The organism is Streptomyces xanthochromogenes, from assembly GCF_014650455.1.
GTDB classification, from domain to species: Bacteria; Actinomycetota; Actinomycetes; order Streptomycetales; family Streptomycetaceae; genus Streptomyces; species Streptomyces xanthochromogenes.
The window spans coordinates 244,240-262,475 of record NZ_BMUZ01000001.1; the positions used below are offsets into that span (position 1 = coordinate 244,240).

Below are 18,236 nucleotides of genomic sequence, written 5' to 3' on the forward strand. Positions count from 1 at the left end.
GTTCCTCGCTGTGGCCCTGGTTCACGGGACTCACGCCTTCAGGGTGTCCTTCCGGTACAGCCATGCCGCGCCGCCCGCGAAGAGCAGGAAGTAGAAGACGAGGATGGCGAGGTCCTTGCCGTGCGGGGCGTCGCCCAGCTCGATGGCCTGTCCGAGGGCAGCGTACGCGTGGGTGGGCAGCCATTCCGCGATGTTCTGCAGCCACTGCGGGAAGACCGTGCTGGGCATCCACAGACCGCCCAGGATCGACAGACCGAAGTAGATGATCATCGTGATCGGGCGGACCGCGTCACCGCTGGCGATGTAGCCGATGGCCACCCCGAGCGCGGCGAAGCAGAGCGAGCCCGCCCAGATGGCGACCGTCAGGGCGCCCCACTGCCAGGCCTCGAACCGGACGCCCTTGGTGACGGCGGCCACCAGGAAGACGACCACGATGCACGGCAGGGTCACGACACCCGCGCTGGCGATCTTGGCCAGAACGTAGCCGCGGCCCGGCAGGGTGGTCAGGCGCAGCTGACGCACCCAGCCCTTCTCGCGCTCCTTGGCGATCTTCTCGCTGTTGCCCATGAGGACGGCCGTGATCGCGCCGAAGGAGGCCATCGAGACCATGTACAGGGCGGGGAAGGTGAGGTCGGTGCCCTTGACCTTGTCGGTGCTGTTCTGCGAGGCGGCGAACAGCAGGTAGAGCGCCGACGGGTAGACCACCGAGAAGAACATGAACTTCTTGTTCCGCAGGGTGCGGGTGATTTCGAGCTTGATCAACGTGTTCATGCTGCGTTGGCCTCCTCGGCCGAGGTGATGGCGACGAAGGCCTGCTCCAGGCCGAGGCCCGCGACTTCGAGGTTGCGCGGGTAGAGGCCGAGCCCGTACACCGCGTGCATCGTGGCGTCGGCGTCGTGCGACTGGATGCGGACGGTGCGGCCCGAGATGTCGATCGTGGACAGGAAGGGGAGCGCGCGCAGGGCGGCCTCGTCGATGGCGCCCTCCAGGTCGAAGCTGACCCGGCGGGCGCCCGCCTTGGCCTTGATCTCGGCGGCGGTGCCGTCCGCCAGGAGGCGGCCCTTGTGCAGGACGAGCACGCGGTCGGCGATCGCGTCGGCCTCTTCCAGGTAGTGCGTGGCGAACAGGACGGTACGTCCCTGCGCCGCCTGCTCGCGCATGGTCGCCCAGAACGCCTGGCGGGCGGTGACGTCCATGCCGGTGGTCGGCTCGTCGAGGACGATCAGGTCGTTGGCGCCGACGGTCGCGAGCGCGAAGCGGACGCGCTGCTCCTGGCCGCCGGAGAGCTTGTTGACCTTGCGGTCCGCGATCTGGGCGATCCCCGCGCGGTCCATGACCTCGGCCACGGGGTGCGGCTTGGGGTGCAGATCGCAGCCGAGCTTGACCAGCTCGCGGACGGTCACGTCCTCCATCAGGCCGCCGCTCTGCAGCATCGCGCCGACCTTGCCGGCGTTGATGGCCTGGGCGGGCGTCATGCCGAAGAGGCTGACGGTGCCGGAGTCGGCGTTGCGCAGCCCGAGCAGCAGATCGAGCGTGGAGGACTTGCCGGCGCCGTTGGGGCCGAGCAGGGCGACCGTCTCGCCGGGGTGGAGCCGCAGCGACAGGTCGGCCACGGCGCGGACGTCGCCGTAGCTCTTGTTCACGTTCTCGAAGCTCACCACGGACGGTGCGGTCCGCTGCTCGGTGGGAGGGGCTGTCTGCGTCATGCCCCCAGGTTCGCCCAGGGCCCCCGCACGACGGCAGTGGCGTGCGTCGTGACTCCGGCATGACGGATGTCATGCCCAGCGACATGACACCGGGCGCCCTACAGGGGCAGAGGGACAGCCCCCTGCCCCGCGACACCGGGCGCCCTACAGGGGCGCGGGGAACTGCGCGACCAGCCCACTCGGCCCGCACCCGCACACCAGCCCGGGGGCGCGGGGAACTGCGCAAAACCGGCCGACACCGGCCGGCAACCGCACCCCGCAGCCCCGTACCGGAACCGGAACCGGACCGGGTTCAGTCGATCGTCACGGTCCGCTGAGCCGTCGTCTTGCCCCGGAGCGCCGTCTTCATGGCGGCAGCCACGTCATCCGCGGACACCTCGTGCTTCGGGCCGCCCTCGCTGACCATCACACCCTTGAACGTGCTGCCGATCAGCTCGGTGATGGCGGCCTTGTCGTAGACCTCCACCAGCTTCCCGTTGTCCGCCTTCATCGAGAGGATCTTGGGGAGCGACTTGAGCGGACCGAGGGGGAGCGACTTGCCGCCTGCCTTGATCATCACGTTCGCCGACATCGCGGGCTTGGCGAACTCCTGCATCGCCCGGTCGATCTCGGCCTGGCTGATGGTCGGCTGCCGGACCGCGACGGGCAGCGGCACCGCGTCCGCCTTGCCGGTCTGCACCAGCGTCCGGTACGCGTCCTTGACCGCGATCATCGAGCGGTTGACGTCGAGCGACTTGCCCGCCTTGCCCGGCACGGCCACGGCCTTGCCCGGGACGAACTTGATCGTGCCCTCCGTCGCGGAGCCCGAGGCCCCCGCGAGGTCGGTCAGGGCGACGCCGAGCTTCTCCTCGTCGACCGGGATCACCGGCTCGGCGACCCGCTTGCCGCCGAACAGCGAGCCGATGACGGACACCGGGTTGTAGTCGCTGCCGGCCGCCGCCCGCACCGTCGCCTGGCTGTCCAGGGACAGACCCGCGATCTCCGGCTTCAGCTGCTCCTGCTTGCCGTCGACCGTGAGGCGCAGCGGCTGGTTGGCGCGCTTGCCGAGCGTCTGGTCGAGCTTGGAGACCGCCGCCTCCTTGGTGCCGCCGCCGATGTCGACGCCGAGGACGGTGGTGCCCTTGGGGACCTCGGAGTGGTTGAGGACCAGACCCGCGCCGTAGGCGACACCGGCCAGGACGATCACTCCACCGCCGAGCAGGGCCAGCTTGGAGCGGCCCTTCTTCTTGGCGGGCGAGGCCGGCGCGGAGGCCTTCTTGGGCGGCGCCGGGGGCTCGGCCGCGTCCAGGTCGGTGGCCGGTGGCGGGGTGAGCGTGGGACCGCCGGGCGATGCGCCGGGACCGGACGGGAAGGACGCCCCCCGGTGCTCCGGCGGAATCACCGGGATGCCGCTGGTGAGGGTGTCGCCGGAGACGTGGCCGCCCGGGGCGGGCGCCGCCGGGTTGACCGCCGGGTTCGCCAGCGGGTTGCCCACGGAGTGCCCGAGCGGGCTCGGCGCCGGGACCTGCGGGGTGAGGATCGCGGTGTCGTCCGACAGGACGGGGGCCGGGCCCGTCCCGTCGGGAGCGAACGGGTGGCCGCCGGTACCCGGGGTCGTCAGCGGGTTCTGGCCGGGGCGGGCGGCCTCACCGGGACGCGGTCCGTCGCCGAATCCCATGTCGGCGCCCGGGCGCGGCTCTTGGTCCGGACCACGGCCCAAGTCGGGCGAAGGAGCCGGGGGTTGCCCCGGCGCCGCGCCGAACAGCGAGGGCTCGCCGGGCCTGGCCTCCGGGCCCGGCCGGGCGCCGGGGCGGTTGCCGACGGGCCGGACCGGCAGCGCGGCGTTCCCGGTGACGGGTCCCGTGGTCGGTCCGGAGGGCTCGCCGGGACGCGACCCGGCGGAGCCACCGAGGCCGTTCGCACGGGCAGTTGCGTCGCCGTTCGGCGCACCGGCGCCCGGGCCGTCCGAGAAGTACGGAAGGTCCGGTCGCGGGGTGCCGCCCGGCGGGGTCGTCGAAGATCCGGGCGCCGAAGCCGACTTGCGCGGGGCGAACCAGTCGCTGGCGGGGCGCTCCCCGGCGGCCGGCTCCTCGGGCTCCGGCGCGGGGGCCTCGGGCCGGGGCACCGAGCCGGTGCGCTCGCTCACCGCGTCCGACTCGGCCACCTTGGCGGTGTCGCTCATCGGCGTACGCATCACGACGGGCGGAATGGGGCGCGAGCCCGGGATGTTGATCCGGATCCGCGTCGTCAGCGTGGTCTCGGTCTTCGGCTCGTCCGGTTCGCCGGCGGCCTCAGGAGTGTCCTGGCCCGGTGACGACGGGGTTCCGTAGGGCGGGGTACCCGACGGGTACCCGGCTGTGCCCCGCCCCTGGGGGCCGGAGGACGAACTGTCAGTTTCACGACTCAAGGCTGGTTCTCTCCCGATCGGCTCCGCCACCCGGTCTCGTTCTTGTGGTGCCTCTGTACGGGCGGCTCGGCGGCGCGCACCACCATACTGGCCGCCGCCGTCGCGTACGGGGCGGGCCCGAGAAGGCGTGCCCCGTCCCTCTCTACTGCGTCGCGGCGACCGTGCACGTCACTTGCCAAGTCGGGCGGCCGGGGCGCCGGGTTGCGTGAATCCGCCGATCGTGGCGCAGATCACAGCGGCGACCATCCCGCCGAGCAGGAAGGCGTACGACCCCATTCCGGCGCCGAACACGAAGTCGCCCTCGGGGCGCGAGGCGGTCAGCAGGACGACCGTGATCAGCCAGCCGGCCGCGGGCGCCCCCACTCCGCTCCGGGCGCCGGTCAGTTGCGTACCGGAGTAGAACAGGCCGACCGCACCGGCGAGCGCGAGGACGAGCCCACCCGGGAACCAGGCCGCCTGGACGAGCGCCCCGGCGGCGGCGACGAGGGCACCGAGGACGACGAGCCCCGCGTACAGCGCGATGCGGGCGGCCCTGGAGGGCGTCCTCGTGTCGTCCATGGCCGTACGCGTACTCATTCGCCCACCCCTTCAAACACATCGTGCTCGCGCCGCCCGGCCGCGACCGCCCCGTCGCCGGAGACGAGCTGGTAGTACTCGGTGGTGAAGATCGGCTGGCCCAGGTCGTTGGAGAGCGCGAAGTAGGGCCCCCGCACGGCGATCTGGGTCGCGTGGGCGCGCATAGCGGCGGTCTTGGCGGCGGCGTACGCGGTGCCGTCGATCTCGGTGGTGACGTCCGACTCGTCCACTACGCCCGGCACATCGTCGATGACGGCGATGCCGGGAAAGTCGGTGTTCGCCGCGTGCAGCCGGGCGAAGGCCCGCTCGGCCACCGGGCGGGGCACCCGGTTCCAGTAGATCTTCGCGATGGTGTGCGGCTCGCCGAGCTCCTGGCGGTAGCCGGGCTCGGCGGCCAGTTCGGCGGCGCGCATGGCGACCCGGTGGGCCTGGATGTGGTCGGGGTGGCCGTAGCCGCCGTCCGGGTCGTAGGTGATCAGGACCTGCGGGCGCAGCGAACGGATCACCTCCACGAGGTACCCGGCCGCTTCGTCCACGTCCGTGTTCCAGAACGCGCCCGCGCGGTGGTTCTGCTCGGCGCCCATCATCCCGGAGTCGCGGAAGCGGCCGGGTCCGCCGAGGAAGCGGTGGTCGGTGACGCCCAGGTGCTTCATCGCGGCGGCGAGTTCACCGATGCGATGGGCGCCGAGCCCGCCCTCCCGGTCGGGCGCGAGATGGGCGAGGTCCGGCGGGATGACCTCGCCCTCCTCGCCGAGCGTGCAGGTCACCAGGGCGACGTGCGCGCCTTCGGCGGCGTACTTGGCCATGGTGGCGCCGTTGTTGATCGACTCGTCGTCCGGGTGCGCGTGCACCAGGAGGAGACGGCGGGCGGGGAGTTCCGACATGGGGCAAGCCTACGAGGCCGGGGCCGGGCGGCGCCCCGGCCGCCGGGCCGCTCGCGGGGATCGGTACGGGCCGCCCCGGCTAGAACTTGATCCCGCCGATCATTCCGGCCACGTTGCTGGTGACCTGGCTGATGGTCGGGGCGATGGACGAACTCGCCAGGTAGAAGCCCAACAGGACGCAGATCGCCGCGTGTCCGCCCTTGAGCCCGGATTTCCGGACCAGCAGGAAGACGACGATCGCCAGCAGCACCACCGCCGAAATCGAGAGTGCCACGGCGGTTCACCTCCATCTGTTCCGGTGGTCGGACGGACCCAGCAACACGTGTACGGCCAGCGGGTTGATACCCACTGAGTGCTACGGATCATAACTATCCGTGGGAAGGCATTGATCGGGGCACGGGCGCACAAGGGGCGCACGTGGCTCGCACCCGAGCGGGTCCCGCGGCCTGCGACTAGGTTCCCCTCATGACGACCACCGCATCGAGGCACCCGGAGGACCCCGGGCGGCTCTCGTTCCCCCGGCACTCAGCACGTACCCAGCGCTTCACGCTCGGTGCGCCCCGCGCCGTCACCGTGTCGCCGGACGGCGAGCGGATCGCCTTCCTGCGCTCGCCGTCCGGCACCGAACGCGCCAACGGGCTCTGGGTGCTGGACCTGGTACGCGGCGGCGCGGAGCGGATCGCGGCGGACCCCGTGGCGCTGCTCGGCGGCACCGAGGAACGCCTTTCCGCGCAGGAGCGGGCGCGGCGCGAGCGCAGCCGGGAGGGCTCGGCCGGAATCGTCGGCTACGCCACCGACGCGGCCGTGGAGCTCGCGGCCTTCGCCCTGTCGGGGCGTCTGTTCACCGCCGAGCTGCGGGCCGGCACCGCGCGCGAGCTGCCGGTGCCGGGCCCGGTGCTCGACCCCCGCCCCTCCCCCGACGGTCGCCATGTGGCCTATGTGGCCCGGGGCGCGCTGCGGGTCGTGGGAGCGGAGGGCGACGGCGACCGGGCGCTCGCCGAGCCCGAGTCGCCCGAAGTGACGTACGGGCTGGCCGAGTTCATCGCGGCGGAGGAGATGTCCCGCACCCGCGGCCACTGGTGGAGCCCCGACTCGGACCGCCTGCTGGTCGCCCGCGCGGACGAGACGCCGGTGCGGCGCTGGTGGATCGCGGACCCGGCCAACCCCGGACAGGAGCCGTCCCGGGTCGCCTATCCGGCGGCGGGCACGCCCAACGCCGAGGTGCGGCTCTTCCTGTACGCGCTCGACGGCGGCCGTACCGAGGTGCTCTGGGACCGGGCCCGCCATCCCTATCTGGCCAGGGTCCACTGGTCCCCGGACGGGGCTCCGCTGCTGCTCGTCCAGTCCCGGGACCAGCGCGTCCAGCACCACCTCGCGGTGGACCCGGCCTCCGGTACCACCCGTACGGTGCACGTGGACGAGGACGCCGACTGGCTCGAACTGCTGCCGGGCGTCCCGGCCTGGGCGCCCGACGGGCGTCTGGTGCGGATCGCCGACGAGGCCGGGGCGCGGGTCCTCGCCGTGGGCGACCGCACGCTGACCGGGCCGCAGCTGCACGTCAGGGCGGTGCTCGACATCGGCGCGAACGATGTGCTGATCTCCGCGTCCGTGGGCGCCGAGGTCCCCTCGGCGGCGGCCGGTGCCCCCGAGACCGGCGAGATCCATGTGTATCGCGTCAACGAGCTGGGTACCCAACGCGTCTCGGAGGGCGCCGGCGTCCACACGGCCGTGCGCTCCGGGGCGGTCACGGTGCTGAGCTCCGCCCGGCCCGACCGTCCGGGGGCGACGGTCCAGGTGCTGCGGGACGGCAAGGAACTGGCCAAGATCGCGTCATATGCCGCCACGCCGGACCTCTCGGTGTCGCTCCGGCTGACCGAAGGGGGCGCACAGCGCATCCCGTGCGCCGTGCTGCTCCCCTCCCACTACCGCGAGGGCGAAGGACCGCTGCCCGTACTCATGGATCCGTACGGCGGCCCGCACGGACAGCGGGTGGTGGCCGCGCACAACGCGCACCTCACCTCGCAGTGGTTCGCGGACCAGGGCTTCGCGGTGGTCGTCGCGGACGGGCGCGGCACCCCGGGCCGCTCGCCCGGCTGGGAGAAGTCGGTCAGGGACGACTTCACGCTCGCCCTGGACGACCAGATCGAGGCCCTGCACGGCCTGGCGGGCACGTATCCGCTGGATCTCGGCCGGGTGGCGATGCGGGGCTGGTCCTTCGGCGGCTACCTCTCCGCGCTGGCCGTGCTGCGCCGCCCCGATGTGTTCCACGCCGGGATCGCGGGCGCGCCGGTGACGGACTGGGAGCTGTACGACACCCACTACACCGAGCGCTATTTGGGCGATCCCACCGAGAACGCGGCCGTCTATTCCGCCAACTCCCTTGCCAGCCAGGGCAAGTTGACACAACCGGCCGAACCGGCACGTCCGCTGATGGTCATTCACGGCATGGCGGACGACAACGTGGTGGTGGCCCACACCCTGCGGCTCTCCTCCGCCCTCCTGGCGGCCGGCCGTCCCCACGAGGTGCTGCCGCTCACCGGCGTGACGCACATGACCCCGCAGGAACAGGTCGCCGAGAACCTGCTGCTGCTCCAAGTCGACTTCCTGAAGCGGTCGTTGGGGCTCGCACAGGCCTAGCCGGCCGGGCTCGGAGACGGCCGGCCGGGCACCCAGGAGGCGCCCGGCCGGCCCACGGCACCCGCACGGCCGTACGGTGCTCACCGTGCCATGTCCGCATATCGGCGCCGCGACGGGCATGTTGCCCGTGTGTTACGGAAATTGATGCCCTTTTAGCGTGAGATTCCGGATACCCCGGAAGCCTGTCAAGCACGCCGCCGCACCGAAGACAGAAATCTTGGGCCAAGTTATCCGGGGAGTTCACCTTGGCCTGCTCGAACCCCTTGACTGGCGCCGCCGCACGCATGAATGTTCCGATCAACAAATGACGCAGTGGCGCCTGCTGAATCCTTCCTGTGCGGAGGGCAATGCGAAATGAAGAGTTCCACTAGAGCTGCCATGGAACCATCCGGTCCACTTCCCGGCGAGGGACAAAGTCCCGATCCGGCCGACGGTTTAGAAGTAAAGACGAGTGAGCTGGTCGGACGCTCCCCGGGGCGTCTGGCGTGGATCCGGTTCAAACGCGACAAGGTCGGAATCCTGTGTGCCTTTACGGTCCTGGGATTCATTGTGATCGCGCTGGCTGCTCCACTCATCTCCAAGCTGTACGGAAAAGATCCTTACCAGCTGTACGGGCAGGACCGCGGGCTGCTGAACAGCTACGGCACACCGCTCAAGCCCAACGGCGGCATCGACGGGGATTTCTGGTTCGGCCTCGAACCGCACCTCGGCCGCGACGTGTTCACGCTGTTGATCTACGGCATTCGCACCTCCCTGCTCATCGCCCTCGCGGTCACCGTGGTCGCGGTCATCATCGGGGTCCTGGTGGGTCTTGTGCAGGGGTACATGGGAGGCAGGACCGACTACTTCCTCGGCCGGTTCTCCGACCTGATGCTGTCGTTCCCGCAGCAGCTGTTCTTCATCGCCTTCACCCCGGTGATCGTGGCGCTGTTCGTCTCGCCCACCGACGACGAGCCGACCTACGTCCGGGTGGTCGCACTGATCCTGGTCCAGCTGATCCTCGGCTGGATGACGATCGGCAGGCTCATCAGGGCACAGGTGCTCTCCCTGCGGGAGCGCGAGTTCATCGAGGCGGCCCGGCTCAGCGGCGCCTCGGGCTGGCGCATCATCCGCAAGGAGCTGCTGCCCAACATCTGGTCGACCGTGCTCGTGCAGTCGACCCTGCTGCTGCCGGTCAACGTCACGGCGGAGGCGGGGCTCTCCTATCTCGGCGTGGGAGTGCACAACCCCACGCCCGACTGGGGGCTGCTCTACGGCCCGACCGCCGCGTGCAGCAGCGGCGGGGCGAGCGGCGGCGGCAGCGGCTCCGACTCGGGCAAGAAGGCCACGGTGACGAACTTCGGCGTCGGCACCAAGGCCGACTCCACCGGGCCGGCCCCGGCGGTCGACGGCGCCAAGAACGGCGGCACCGCCTACAGCCTGGACCAGGCCGGCTTCGACTACCTGGACCCGGGCCAGCAGTACGTGAGCGACCAGCTGTCGGTGCAGCTGCTCTACAACCGCTCGCTCACCGGCTACAAGATCGACCCGAAGACCGGCAAGACGATCATCGTCGGCGACCTCGCCACCGACAGCGGCACGCCGTCGGACGGCTCCAAGACCTGGACGTACACCCTGAAGGACGGGGTGAAGTTCGAGGACGGCACGCCGATCACCACCAAGGACATCAAGTACGGCATCGAGCGGCTCTTCGCGGACTACGAGACGCAGGGCCCGCAGTACGTCCAGAAGTGGCTGTACGGGCCCGACTACCGCAAGCAGTACACCGGCCCGTACGACGGCAAGGAGATCCCGAACGAGAAGATCTCCACCCCGGACGACAAGACGATCGTCTTCCACTTCCTGGCGCCGCACGCGGACACCCCGTACGCGATGGCGATGCCCAACATCTCGCCGGTCCCGAAGGCCAAGGACGACAAGCAGAAGTACAACAACCACCCGGTGTCCAGCGGTCCGTACAAGATCGAGAGCTACCAGCCGGGCAAGTCGCTGACGTTCGTGCGCAACACCAACTGGGACCCGAAGACCGACCCGATCCGGAACGCCTACCCGGACAAGTGGCAGTTCCAGCTGGGCATCGCGGAGCCGGGTCTGACCAACCGGCTCTCGGCCGACACCGGCACCGACAAGTTCGCCATCAACATGTCGGGCTCGGCGGACCCGTCGAAGATGCAGACGCTCACCTCGGACCCGCAGTACAAGGGCCGGACGGTCAACGAGTACCAGCCCTACGTCGAGGTGTTCAACCTGAACACCAAGCGGATCAAGGACCCGAAGGTCCGCCAGGCGCTGGCCTACGCGTTCCCGATGACGCAGGTCCAGCAGGCCTTCGGCGGTGGCGCGCAGGGCGACCTCGGCACCACGCTGCTGAGCCCGACCGTGGCCGGCTGGAAGAAGTTCGACCCGTTCGGCAAGCTCGCCAAGCCGATGGGCGACCCGGAGAAGTCGCTCCAGCTGCTCAAGGACGCGGGCGTGACCACCCCGTACAAGATCTCCCTCGCGTACGCGAACACGCCGCGCTGGGACACCGTCACGCTGACCATCCAGAAGGCGCTGGAGAAGGCCGGGTTCAAGGTCGAGCGCAAGGCCATCGACCCGACGTCGTACTACACGGTGGTCGGCAAGGTGGACACCCCGTACGACATGTACCGCACCGGCTGGGGCGCGGACTGGCCCAACGGCTCGACCGTCGTGCCCCCGACGCTGGACGGACGCAACCTTCAGGACGGCACCAACAACTACTCGTTCCTGAACGACCCGAAGGTCAACTCCGAGATCGACCGCATCAACCAGATCACCGATCTGCCGCAGCAGGCAGCGGCCTGGGAGCAGCTCTCCGAGTACGTCCTGCAGACGGACACCTCGCAGATCCCGTTCATCTTCGACAAGTACTTCAACCTGTACGGCTCGGGCCTGGGCGGCGTCACCTACAACCAGGTCTACGGAACGATCAACCCGAACTCGATCTTCGTGAAGCAGTAGTACCTGCGGCTCGGTTCCCCCGGCCCCGACCGGGCCGGGGGAACCGCATAGCGACGGAAGAGCCATTCCATGTTCCGTTTCCTCGTGCGCCGCGTGCTCGGTGCCGTGGTCATCCTGCTGCTTATCAGCATGATCACCTATTTCCTCTTCTTCGCCCTGCCTTCCGATCCGGCACTGCTTTCCTGTGGCAAACAATGCGATCCACAGAATGTCGCCCTGATCCGGAAGAACCTCGGGCTCAACCTGCCGATCTGGACGCAGTACTGGCATTACATGGTCGGCATTTTCGCCGGCCGCCACATGCCGGTCGGTGACTGCCCAGCGCCCTGTTTCGGCTATTCCTTCGCCAATCAGCAGCCGGTCTGGGGCACGATCGCCGACAGTTATCCGACCACGCTGACCCTCGCGGTCGGCGGCGCCGCGACCTTCCTCACCATCGGCGTCTCGCTCGGTCTCGTCTCGGCCTGGCGCCAGGGCACGGTCTTCGACCGCATCGCGAGCGCCACGTCACTGCTCGGGCAGTCGGTGCAGATCTACTTCATCGGGCCACTGGCGATCCTGCTCTTCTCCACCAAACTGGGCTGGCTGGACCGGGGGCACGACGTGGACTGGGCGCACGACGCCTGGGGTTCGGTGACCGGCATGATCCTGCCCTGTCTGGTCCTGTCGGTGATCTTCTGGTCCAACTACAGCCGCCAGACACGGTCGTTGATGGTCGAGCAGCTCTCGGAGGACCACATCAGGGCGGCCCGCGCCAAGGGCATGTCGTCGCGCTACGTCTTCCTGCGGTACGCACTGCGCGGCGCGATGGCCACCATCATCACCATCTTCGGCGTGGACCTGAGCGCGGTGCTCGGCGGCGCGATCATCACCGAGGTCACCTTCGGCCTGCACGGGCTCGGCCTGCTCTCGGTGCAGGCGGTACTGCGCAGCGATCTGCCGCTGGAGATGGCCGTCATGCTCATCGGCGCCACCCTCATCGTCGTCTGCAACATCGTCGTGGACCTGGCGTACGCCTTCATCGACCCCCGGATCAGGCTCGCCTGACGCCCGCAGACTCCAGGAGAACCATCCGTGTCCACCCTGAGCCAGACCGCCGCCGGGCCCGGCACCGCGCCGGCGTCCTCCTTCCTGTCGGTCCGCGACCTGTACGTCCACTTCGCCACCGAGGACGGCACCGTCAAAGCCGTCGACGGGCTCTCCTTCGACCTGGAGCGCGGCTCCACGCTGGGCATCGTCGGCGAGTCGGGCTCCGGCAAGTCGGTGACCAACCTCGCGGTGCTGGGGCTCCACAACCCGCTCAACACCGCCATCCAGGGCGAAATCCTGTTGGACGGACAGGAGTTGACCGGTGCGAGCGAACGCCAGCTGAACCGGCTGCGCGGCAAGAAGATGGCGATGATCTTCCAGGATTCGCTGGCCGCGCTCTCGCCGTTCTACACGGTGGGCCGGCAGATCGCCGAGCCCTTCATGAAGCACACCGGCGCCACCCGCCGCGAGGCGCGGGCCCGGGCCGTGGAGATGTTGCGCAGGGTCGGCATCCCGCAGCCCGACCTGCGCGTGGACGACTATCCGCACCAGTTCTCCGGCGGCATGCGCCAGCGCGCGATGATCGCGATGGCGCTGGTCTGCGACCCGGACCTGGTGATCGCGGACGAGCCCACCACCGCGCTCGACGTGACGGTGCAGGCGCAGATCCTCGATCTGCTCAAGGACCTCCAGCAGGAGACCGGCGCGGCGATCATCATCATCACGCACGACCTGGGGGTGATCGCCAAGACCGCCGACCACGTCATGGTGATGTACGCAGGCCGGTGCGTGGAGCGCGGCACCGTCAAGGAGGTCATGCAACGACCCCAACACCCCTACACGTGGGGCCTGTTGAGTTCGGTACCGCGACTGGACTCCTCGGTGGACACCCCGCTCGTGCCGATCCCCGGCGCCCCGCCGAGCCTGCTCTCGCCGCCGCCGGGCTGCCCCTTCCACCCCCGGTGCGGCTTCACCGACCAGGTGGCGGGCGGGATCTGCGCCACCGCCCGGCCCGAACTGCCCGAAGGTGAACGACGCGGCTCCGCCTGCCATTTGACGGCCACCCAGAAGGAAGCCGTCTTCATCGAGCAGATCCACCCCAGGCTGCGCTGACAAGGATGCGGACATCGTCATGAGTGAGAACGCCACCAGCCTCGTCAAGCAGCGGGGCCCCGCGTCCGGGTCCGGGTCCGGCAGCGGGCCGCTGCTCGAAGTGACCGGGCTCGCCAAGTACTTCCCGATCAACATGGGGTTCCTCTTCAAGCGGCACGTCGGAGACGTACGCGCCGTGGACGGCATCGACTTCAGCGTCGGGCGGGGCGAGACCCTGGGCCTGGTCGGCGAGTCCGGCTGCGGCAAGTCGACCACGGGCCGTCTCGTCACCCGGCTCCTCGAACCGACCGCCGGCAAGATCGTCTATGCGGGCCAGGACATCACCCACGCGTCACGGCGGGCGCTCGCGCCGATCAGGTCCGAGATCCAGATGATCTTCCAGGACCCGTACGCCTCGCTCAACCCGCGTCAGACGGTCGGCGACATCATCGCCAACCCGATGGTGGTCAACGGCATCAAGCCGCCGGGCGGAGTGGAGCACCGGGTCCGCGAGCTCCTGGAGACCGTCGGCCTGAACCCCGAGCACTACAACCGCTTCCCGCACGAGTTCTCCGGCGGGCAGCGCCAACGCATCGGCGTGGCACGCGCGTTGGGCATGGAACCCAAACTGATCGTGGCCGACGAGCCGGTCTCGGCGCTGGACGTGTCCATCCAGGCGCAGGTCGTCAACCTGCTCCAGGACCTCCAGCGGGAGCTGAACATCGCCTTCCTGTTCATCGCCCACGACCTGGCGATCGTGCGGCACTTCTCGCAGCGGATCGCGGTGATGTACCTGGGGCGCATCGTCGAGGTCGGCGACCGCGACTCGATCTACCGGCGGCCGCGCCACCCCTACACCCACGCGCTGCTCTCGGCGGTGCCCGAGGCCGTCGTGGACGAGGAGGGCGAGGGCCGCGAGCGCATCCGGCTGGCCGGCGACGTGCCCTCGCCGGTGAACCCGCCGTCGGGCTGCCGCTTCCGCACCCGGTGCTGGAAGGCGCAGGACAAGTGCGCCGCCGAGACACCGCCGCTCGTGCGGATCGAAGGAAACCGGGAGGGGCATCTGACCGCGTGCCACTTCCCCGAGGAACCGACGGTCGCGGCACGGGACGAGGACGTCGTCCTCGACCCCGCTCTCGCCGCGATCGAGGAGGCGACGGACACCCATTGACCCGAGTCCAGGGCCTCCGCTCGGCAGGGCCCGCGCCCGTACACCCCGAACGACACGGGCGCGGGCCCATTCCGTTTGACTTCACGACCACCCGGACCTTTGCCGTTGAACAACGGCCAAACGGGCGGACGATAGGCAGGCGGTCAAGGAAAGTCAACTCTTGTAACCCGCACCCGGGTTGATTAGTGTCGCTGAAAGTCGGCGGCCCGATAACCAGATCGTGGACGCCTTGCTGAGAAGGAGATTGTGATGCGCAAGCTCATCCTGACCGGTGCCCTGTTCGCCCGTCTGTCCCGCAAGGACCGTCTCACCAAGGCGTACATCTACTACTAGGCCGAACCGGCGCTGGAAGAAGACCGCTGAACCGGTGGCCGGGGCCGACAATGCCCCGGCCACCGGCTTTTCCCCTCGCCAAGTGAGGCCCCAGTGACGGCAGTTGAGCCCCTGACCGGCATCCCGGGCCCGGCCGGGGACACCTACCTCGGAAATTTGCACGCCTTTTCCAGCGATCCGCTGGGATTCCTCACGAGCTGCGCCCGCGAATACGGCGACGTGGTGCGCCTCGGGGACCACAATGTGCTGCTGACGGGCCCCGAACTCGTCGAGCGCATGCTGGTGGATCGCGGCGGAGACTTCAACAAAAAGGGAGTGGAGGATTCCGGTCGGGCGGCCCGCGGGAGGGGTTTCCCCACGGCCATGATGAACAGCGACGGCGTCGAATGGAAATTGAAGCGCCGCCGAATGCAGCCCGCCTTCGGCCGCACTCTCGCGGTGAAGGCCGCCGAGCTGGTGGACGCACAGGGCGAACGGATGCTGGCCTCGTGGAAGTTGGGCGAACAGCGCGATCTGCACGGTGACGTGTCGGTGCTGGTCCTGCGTCTGGTCACCCAGCTGATGTTCGGGGACGAGTTCACCGACCGCGACGCGGCCCTGGTCTCCCGTCTCGTCCGCCCCATCATGGAGCTGTCCACCTCCCCGCTGCTGCTTCCCGACTGGGTGCCGACCCCCCGCCACATCAGGCTCAAGCGCGGGCTGCGCGACATGGACCGTCTCCTTCGCCGGCTCACCTCGGAGCCGGAAGCCGTCGACGCGGAACGCGCCCCGGTACTGCACGCCCTCGTCACCGGCATTCCCACCCCGTCCCCGCAGGAACTGCGCGACGAGCTGGCCACCCTCGTCCTCTCCGCCTTCGAGACCTCCAACGACGCGGTGGTGTGGACGAGCGTGCTGCTCGCCCGGCACCCCGACATCGCCGAACGGGTGCGGGACGAGGCCCGCGCCGCCTTCTCCGCGGCTCCGGCGGGCCTGTCCCGGATGGAGCGACTCCCCTACACCGGCGCGGTGGTGCGCGAGTCGCTGCGCCTGTACTCGCCCGCCTGGATGACCAGCCGCGACTCGACGGCGGACCTGCGGTTCGGCGGGTTCACCGTGCCGGCCGGAACCACCGTCACCGTCAGCCAGTGGGTCAACCACCGCGACCCCCGGCACTGGGACCGCGCCGAGGAGTTCGACCCCGGCCGCTGGCTCGACGACAGCGCCCGGAAGATGCCCAGGGGCTCGTACTTCCCGTTCGGGCTGGGCGCGCGGGCGTGCATCGGGGCCTCGCTCGCCACCACCGAGATCGTGCACATAGTGGCCGACATCTGGCGCCGCCACCGGCTGGAGCTGGTCGACCCGCGGGGCATCACCCCGCGACCGGCGCTCGCCCTCCAGCCGATGGGCGTGAAGGTCGTACCGCATGCGTGGTGACGGCCCCGGGGACTCACCCCGTCTCCGTGGGCACGACCCGCTTCTCCTCCGCGAAGTGGCAGGCGGACGGATGGTGGGCGGGGCCCTCCGCCAGCCGGAACTCGGCCGGCACCGCCAGCAGCGGCACCTCCTGAGCACACCGCTCCTGCGCCTTCCAGCACCGGGTACGGAAGGTGCAGCCCGACGGCGGGTTCGCCGGTGAGGGCACGTCTCCGGTGAGGATGATCCGCTCGCGGTGCTCGCGCGCCGAGGGGTCGGGCAGCGGCACCGCCGAGAGGAGGGCCTGGGTGTAGGGGTGGGTGGGGTGGTCGTAGATCTCCTCGTCCCGGCCGATCTCGACGACCCGGCCCAGGTACATCACGCCGACCCGGTCGGAGATGTGCCGCACGATGGACAGGTCGTGGGCGATGAAGACGTAGGAGAGGGAGAACTCGCTCTGCAGCCGGTCGAGGAGGTTGACCACCTGGGCCTGGACCGACACGTCGAGCGCGGAGACCGGCTCGTCCGCCACGATGACCTCGGGCCGGAGCGCCAACCCCCGTGCGATGCCGATGCGTTGGCGCTGGCCGCCGGAGAACTGGTGCGGGTAGCGGTTGATGTACTCCGGGTTGAGCCCGACCACGTCGAGCAGGTCCTGGACCTTGCGGCGCCGGTCGCCCTTGGGAGCCACCTCGGGGTGGATCTCGTAGGGCTCCCCGATGATGTCGCCGACCGTCATGCGCGGATTCAGCGAGGTGTACGGGTCCTGGAACACCATCTGGATGTTGCGGCGCACGGCCTTCAGGGCGCGGCCCGACATCGTGGTGATGTCCTCGCCCTTGTACTTGATCTGCCCGGCCGTCGGGCGCTCCAGATTGACCAGCATCTTGGCGACGGTGGACTTGCCGCAGCCGGACTCGCCCACGATGCCGAGCGTCTCGCCGGCCGCCAGGTCGAAGGAGACTCCGTCGACGGCCTTGACCGCGCCGACCTGCTTCTTGAAGAGGATGCCCTGGGTCAGCGGATAGTGCTTGACCAGGTCCCTGACCTCCAGAATGGCCTCAGCCATCGAGGGTCTCCTTCCAGAAGAAACACGCGCTCTGCCGGTCCGGCGCCACGTCGAACAGCGGCGGCACCTCACTGCGGCAGATGTCCTGGGCCATCGGACAGCGCGGGTTGAAGGCGCAGCCCGGCGGGATGTGCATCAGGTTGGGCGGCAGGCCCTTGATCGCGTACAGCTCCTGGCCCTTCTGGTCCAGGCGCGGGATCGATTCGAGCAGTCCCTTGGTGTACGGGTGCGCCGGGGCCTTGTAGATCTCGTGCACCGGGGCCTGCTCGACGATCCGGCCCGCGTACATCGCCGCGATCTTGTCCGCGACGTCGGCGACGACTCCCAGGTCGTGCGTGATCAGGATCAGGCCCATGTTCAGCTCGCGCTGCAACTCGGCCAGCAGGTCCATGACCTGGGCCTGCACGGTGACGTCGAGCGCGGTGGTCGGCTCGTCCGCGATGATCAGCGAGGGTTCGAGGGCCATGGCCATCGCAATCATGATGCGCTGGCGCATGCCGCCGGAGAACTGGTGCGGGTACTGGCCGACCCGCTCCTTCGCCGCGGGGATGCGCACCCGGTCCATCAGCTCGACGGCCTTGGCCTTCCCGTCCTTGCGGGACATCCCGCGGTGCACGGTGAACATCTCCGAGAGCTGTTCGCCGACGCTGAGCACCGGGTTCAGGGACGACAGCGCGTCCTGGAAGATCATGGCCATCTCGGAGCCGCGGATCTTGCGGCGCTCGTCCTCCTTGAGCTTCAGGAGGTCCCGGCCCTGGAAGAGGATCTCGCCGCCGGCGATCCGCCCGGGCGGCATGTCGAGGATGCCCATCACGGCCTGCGCGGTCACGGACTTGCCGGAACCTGACTCGCCCAGCACGGCGAGCGTCTCGCCCGCCTCCACCGAGTAGTTGACCCCGTTGACGGCCTTGGCGACCCCGTCCCGCGTCTTGAACTCCACCTGGAGGTCGCGTACTTCGAGCAGCATGGCGGGTCT

The 18,236-nt window shown here is 69.7% G+C and carries 15 protein-coding genes; 7 read left to right on the forward strand and 8 right to left on the reverse strand.

All coding sequences use genetic code 11. The features are described from left to right. Positions 1-30: 30 nt before the first annotated feature. The 6 genes from IE267_RS01105 to IE267_RS01130 all read right to left on the reverse strand — a co-directional run bounded on the left by IE267_RS01105 (position 31) and on the right by IE267_RS01130 (position 5,826). Positions 31-771, reverse strand: a complete 741-nt coding sequence (locus IE267_RS01105) for an ABC transporter permease (protein ID WP_161245120.1) — start codon at positions 769-771, stop codon at positions 31-33. Continuing rightward, the gene (locus tag IE267_RS01110) at positions 768-1,706 is read right to left on the reverse strand and encodes an ABC transporter ATP-binding protein (protein ID WP_189761894.1); all 939 of its coding nucleotides are present in this window, start codon (positions 1,704-1,706) and stop codon (positions 768-770) included. Before IE267_RS01110 ends, IE267_RS01105 begins: the two co-directional genes overlap by 4 nt. A 292-nt stretch (positions 1,707-1,998) precedes the next feature. Further along, positions 1,999-4,092 (reverse strand): hypothetical protein, encoded by a 2,094-nt coding sequence (locus IE267_RS01115; RefSeq protein WP_189761895.1) that lies wholly within the window; start codon positions 4,090-4,092, stop codon positions 1,999-2,001. Between the two features lie 168 nt (positions 4,093-4,260). Beyond that, positions 4,261-4,668 (reverse strand): DUF6113 family protein, encoded by a 408-nt coding sequence (locus IE267_RS01120; protein WP_189761896.1) that lies wholly within the window; start codon positions 4,666-4,668, stop codon positions 4,261-4,263. After that, positions 4,665-5,552 carry an N-acetyl-1-D-myo-inositol-2-amino-2-deoxy-alpha-D-glucopyranoside deacetylase gene (gene mshB, locus IE267_RS01125; protein ID WP_189761897.1) on the reverse strand — a complete coding sequence of 296 codons (888 nt, stop codon included), beginning with the start codon at positions 5,550-5,552 and terminating at the stop codon, positions 4,665-4,667. The genes IE267_RS01120 and mshB overlap by 4 nt, the downstream gene beginning before the upstream one ends. A gap of 79 nt (positions 5,553-5,631) precedes the next feature. Continuing rightward, positions 5,632-5,826, reverse strand: a complete 195-nt coding sequence (locus IE267_RS01130; RefSeq protein ID WP_100574914.1) for a hypothetical protein — start codon at positions 5,824-5,826, stop codon at positions 5,632-5,634. Positions 5,827-6,017: 191 nt separating this feature from the next. Here IE267_RS01130 and IE267_RS01135 point away from each other — a divergent pair, with 191 nt between their 5' ends. The 7 genes from IE267_RS01135 to IE267_RS01165 all read left to right on the forward strand — a co-directional run bounded on the left by IE267_RS01135 (position 6,018) and on the right by IE267_RS01165 (position 16,212). Next, a complete protein-coding gene (locus IE267_RS01135) occupies positions 6,018-8,189 on the forward strand; it encodes a S9 family peptidase (RefSeq protein ID WP_189761898.1) in 2,172 nt (723 codons plus the stop codon). Between the two features lie 378 nt (positions 8,190-8,567). Further along, entirely contained in the window at positions 8,568-11,171 is a 2,604-nt protein-coding gene (locus IE267_RS01145) for an ABC transporter substrate-binding protein (protein WP_268251515.1), read from the forward strand. Between the two features lie 69 nt (positions 11,172-11,240). Continuing rightward, entirely contained in the window at positions 11,241-12,218 is a 978-nt protein-coding gene (locus IE267_RS01150) for an ABC transporter permease (RefSeq protein ID WP_161258070.1), read from the forward strand. A gap of 27 nt (positions 12,219-12,245) precedes the next feature. Further along, entirely contained in the window at positions 12,246-13,313 is a 1,068-nt protein-coding gene (locus IE267_RS01155; protein WP_161258072.1) for an ABC transporter ATP-binding protein, read from the forward strand. A 19-nt stretch (positions 13,314-13,332) separates the two neighbouring features. Next, positions 13,333-14,463, forward strand: a complete 1,131-nt coding sequence (locus tag IE267_RS01160; RefSeq protein ID WP_167157219.1) for an ABC transporter ATP-binding protein — start codon at positions 13,333-13,335, stop codon at positions 14,461-14,463. Positions 14,464-14,712: 249 nt separating this feature from the next. Next, on the forward strand, positions 14,713-14,796 hold the full coding sequence (locus IE267_RS40345; protein WP_351679507.1) for a cittilin family RiPP precursor: 84 nt from the start codon (positions 14,713-14,715) through the stop codon (positions 14,794-14,796). 93 nt (positions 14,797-14,889) lie between these two features. Next, a complete protein-coding gene (locus IE267_RS01165; RefSeq protein ID WP_229860550.1) occupies positions 14,890-16,212 on the forward strand; it encodes a cytochrome P450 in 1,323 nt (440 codons plus the stop codon). A gap of 13 nt (positions 16,213-16,225) precedes the next feature. Here IE267_RS01165 and IE267_RS01170 read toward each other — a convergent pair whose 3' ends face one another. Together IE267_RS01170 and IE267_RS01175 are read right to left on the reverse strand one after the other, a co-directional pair. Beyond that, positions 16,226-17,260 (reverse strand): ABC transporter ATP-binding protein, encoded by a 1,035-nt coding sequence (locus IE267_RS01170; RefSeq protein ID WP_161255602.1) that lies wholly within the window; start codon positions 17,258-17,260, stop codon positions 16,226-16,228. After that, a complete protein-coding gene (locus IE267_RS01175) occupies positions 17,253-18,227 on the reverse strand; it encodes an ABC transporter ATP-binding protein (RefSeq protein WP_189761899.1) in 975 nt (324 codons plus the stop codon). Before IE267_RS01175 ends, IE267_RS01170 begins: the two co-directional genes overlap by 8 nt. Between the last annotated feature and the right edge of the window lie 9 nt (positions 18,228-18,236).

Excerpts from the sequence above, each read along its gene's own strand:
- IE267_RS01150 (WP_161258070.1), top strand. The coding sequence starts at position 11,241 with ATGTTCCGTTTCCTCGTGCGCCGCGTGCTCGGTGCCGTGGTCATCCTG.
- IE267_RS01105 (WP_161245120.1), bottom strand. The coding sequence starts at position 771 with ATGAACACGTTGATCAAGCTCGAAATCACCCGCACCCTGCGGAACAAG.
- mshB (WP_189761897.1), bottom strand. The coding sequence starts at position 5,552 with ATGTCGGAACTCCCCGCCCGCCGTCTCCTCCTGGTGCACGCGCACCCG.
- IE267_RS01170 (WP_161255602.1), bottom strand. The coding sequence starts at position 17,260 with ATGGCTGAGGCCATTCTGGAGGTCAGGGACCTGGTCAAGCACTATCCG.
- IE267_RS01110 (WP_189761894.1), bottom strand. The coding sequence starts at position 1,706 with ATGACGCAGACAGCCCCTCCCACCGAGCAGCGGACCGCACCGTCCGTG.
- IE267_RS40345 (WP_351679507.1), top strand. The coding sequence starts at position 14,713 with ATGCGCAAGCTCATCCTGACCGGTGCCCTGTTCGCCCGTCTGTCCCGC.
- IE267_RS01160 (WP_167157219.1), top strand. The coding sequence starts at position 13,333 with ATGAGTGAGAACGCCACCAGCCTCGTCAAGCAGCGGGGCCCCGCGTCC.
- IE267_RS01145 (WP_268251515.1), top strand. The coding sequence starts at position 8,568 with ATGGAACCATCCGGTCCACTTCCCGGCGAGGGACAAAGTCCCGATCCG.
- IE267_RS01135 (WP_189761898.1), top strand. The coding sequence starts at position 6,018 with ATGACGACCACCGCATCGAGGCACCCGGAGGACCCCGGGCGGCTCTCG.
- IE267_RS01175 (WP_189761899.1), bottom strand. The coding sequence starts at position 18,227 with ATGCTGCTCGAAGTACGCGACCTCCAGGTGGAGTTCAAGACGCGGGAC.
- IE267_RS01120 (WP_189761896.1), bottom strand. The coding sequence starts at position 4,668 with ATGAGTACGCGTACGGCCATGGACGACACGAGGACGCCCTCCAGGGCC.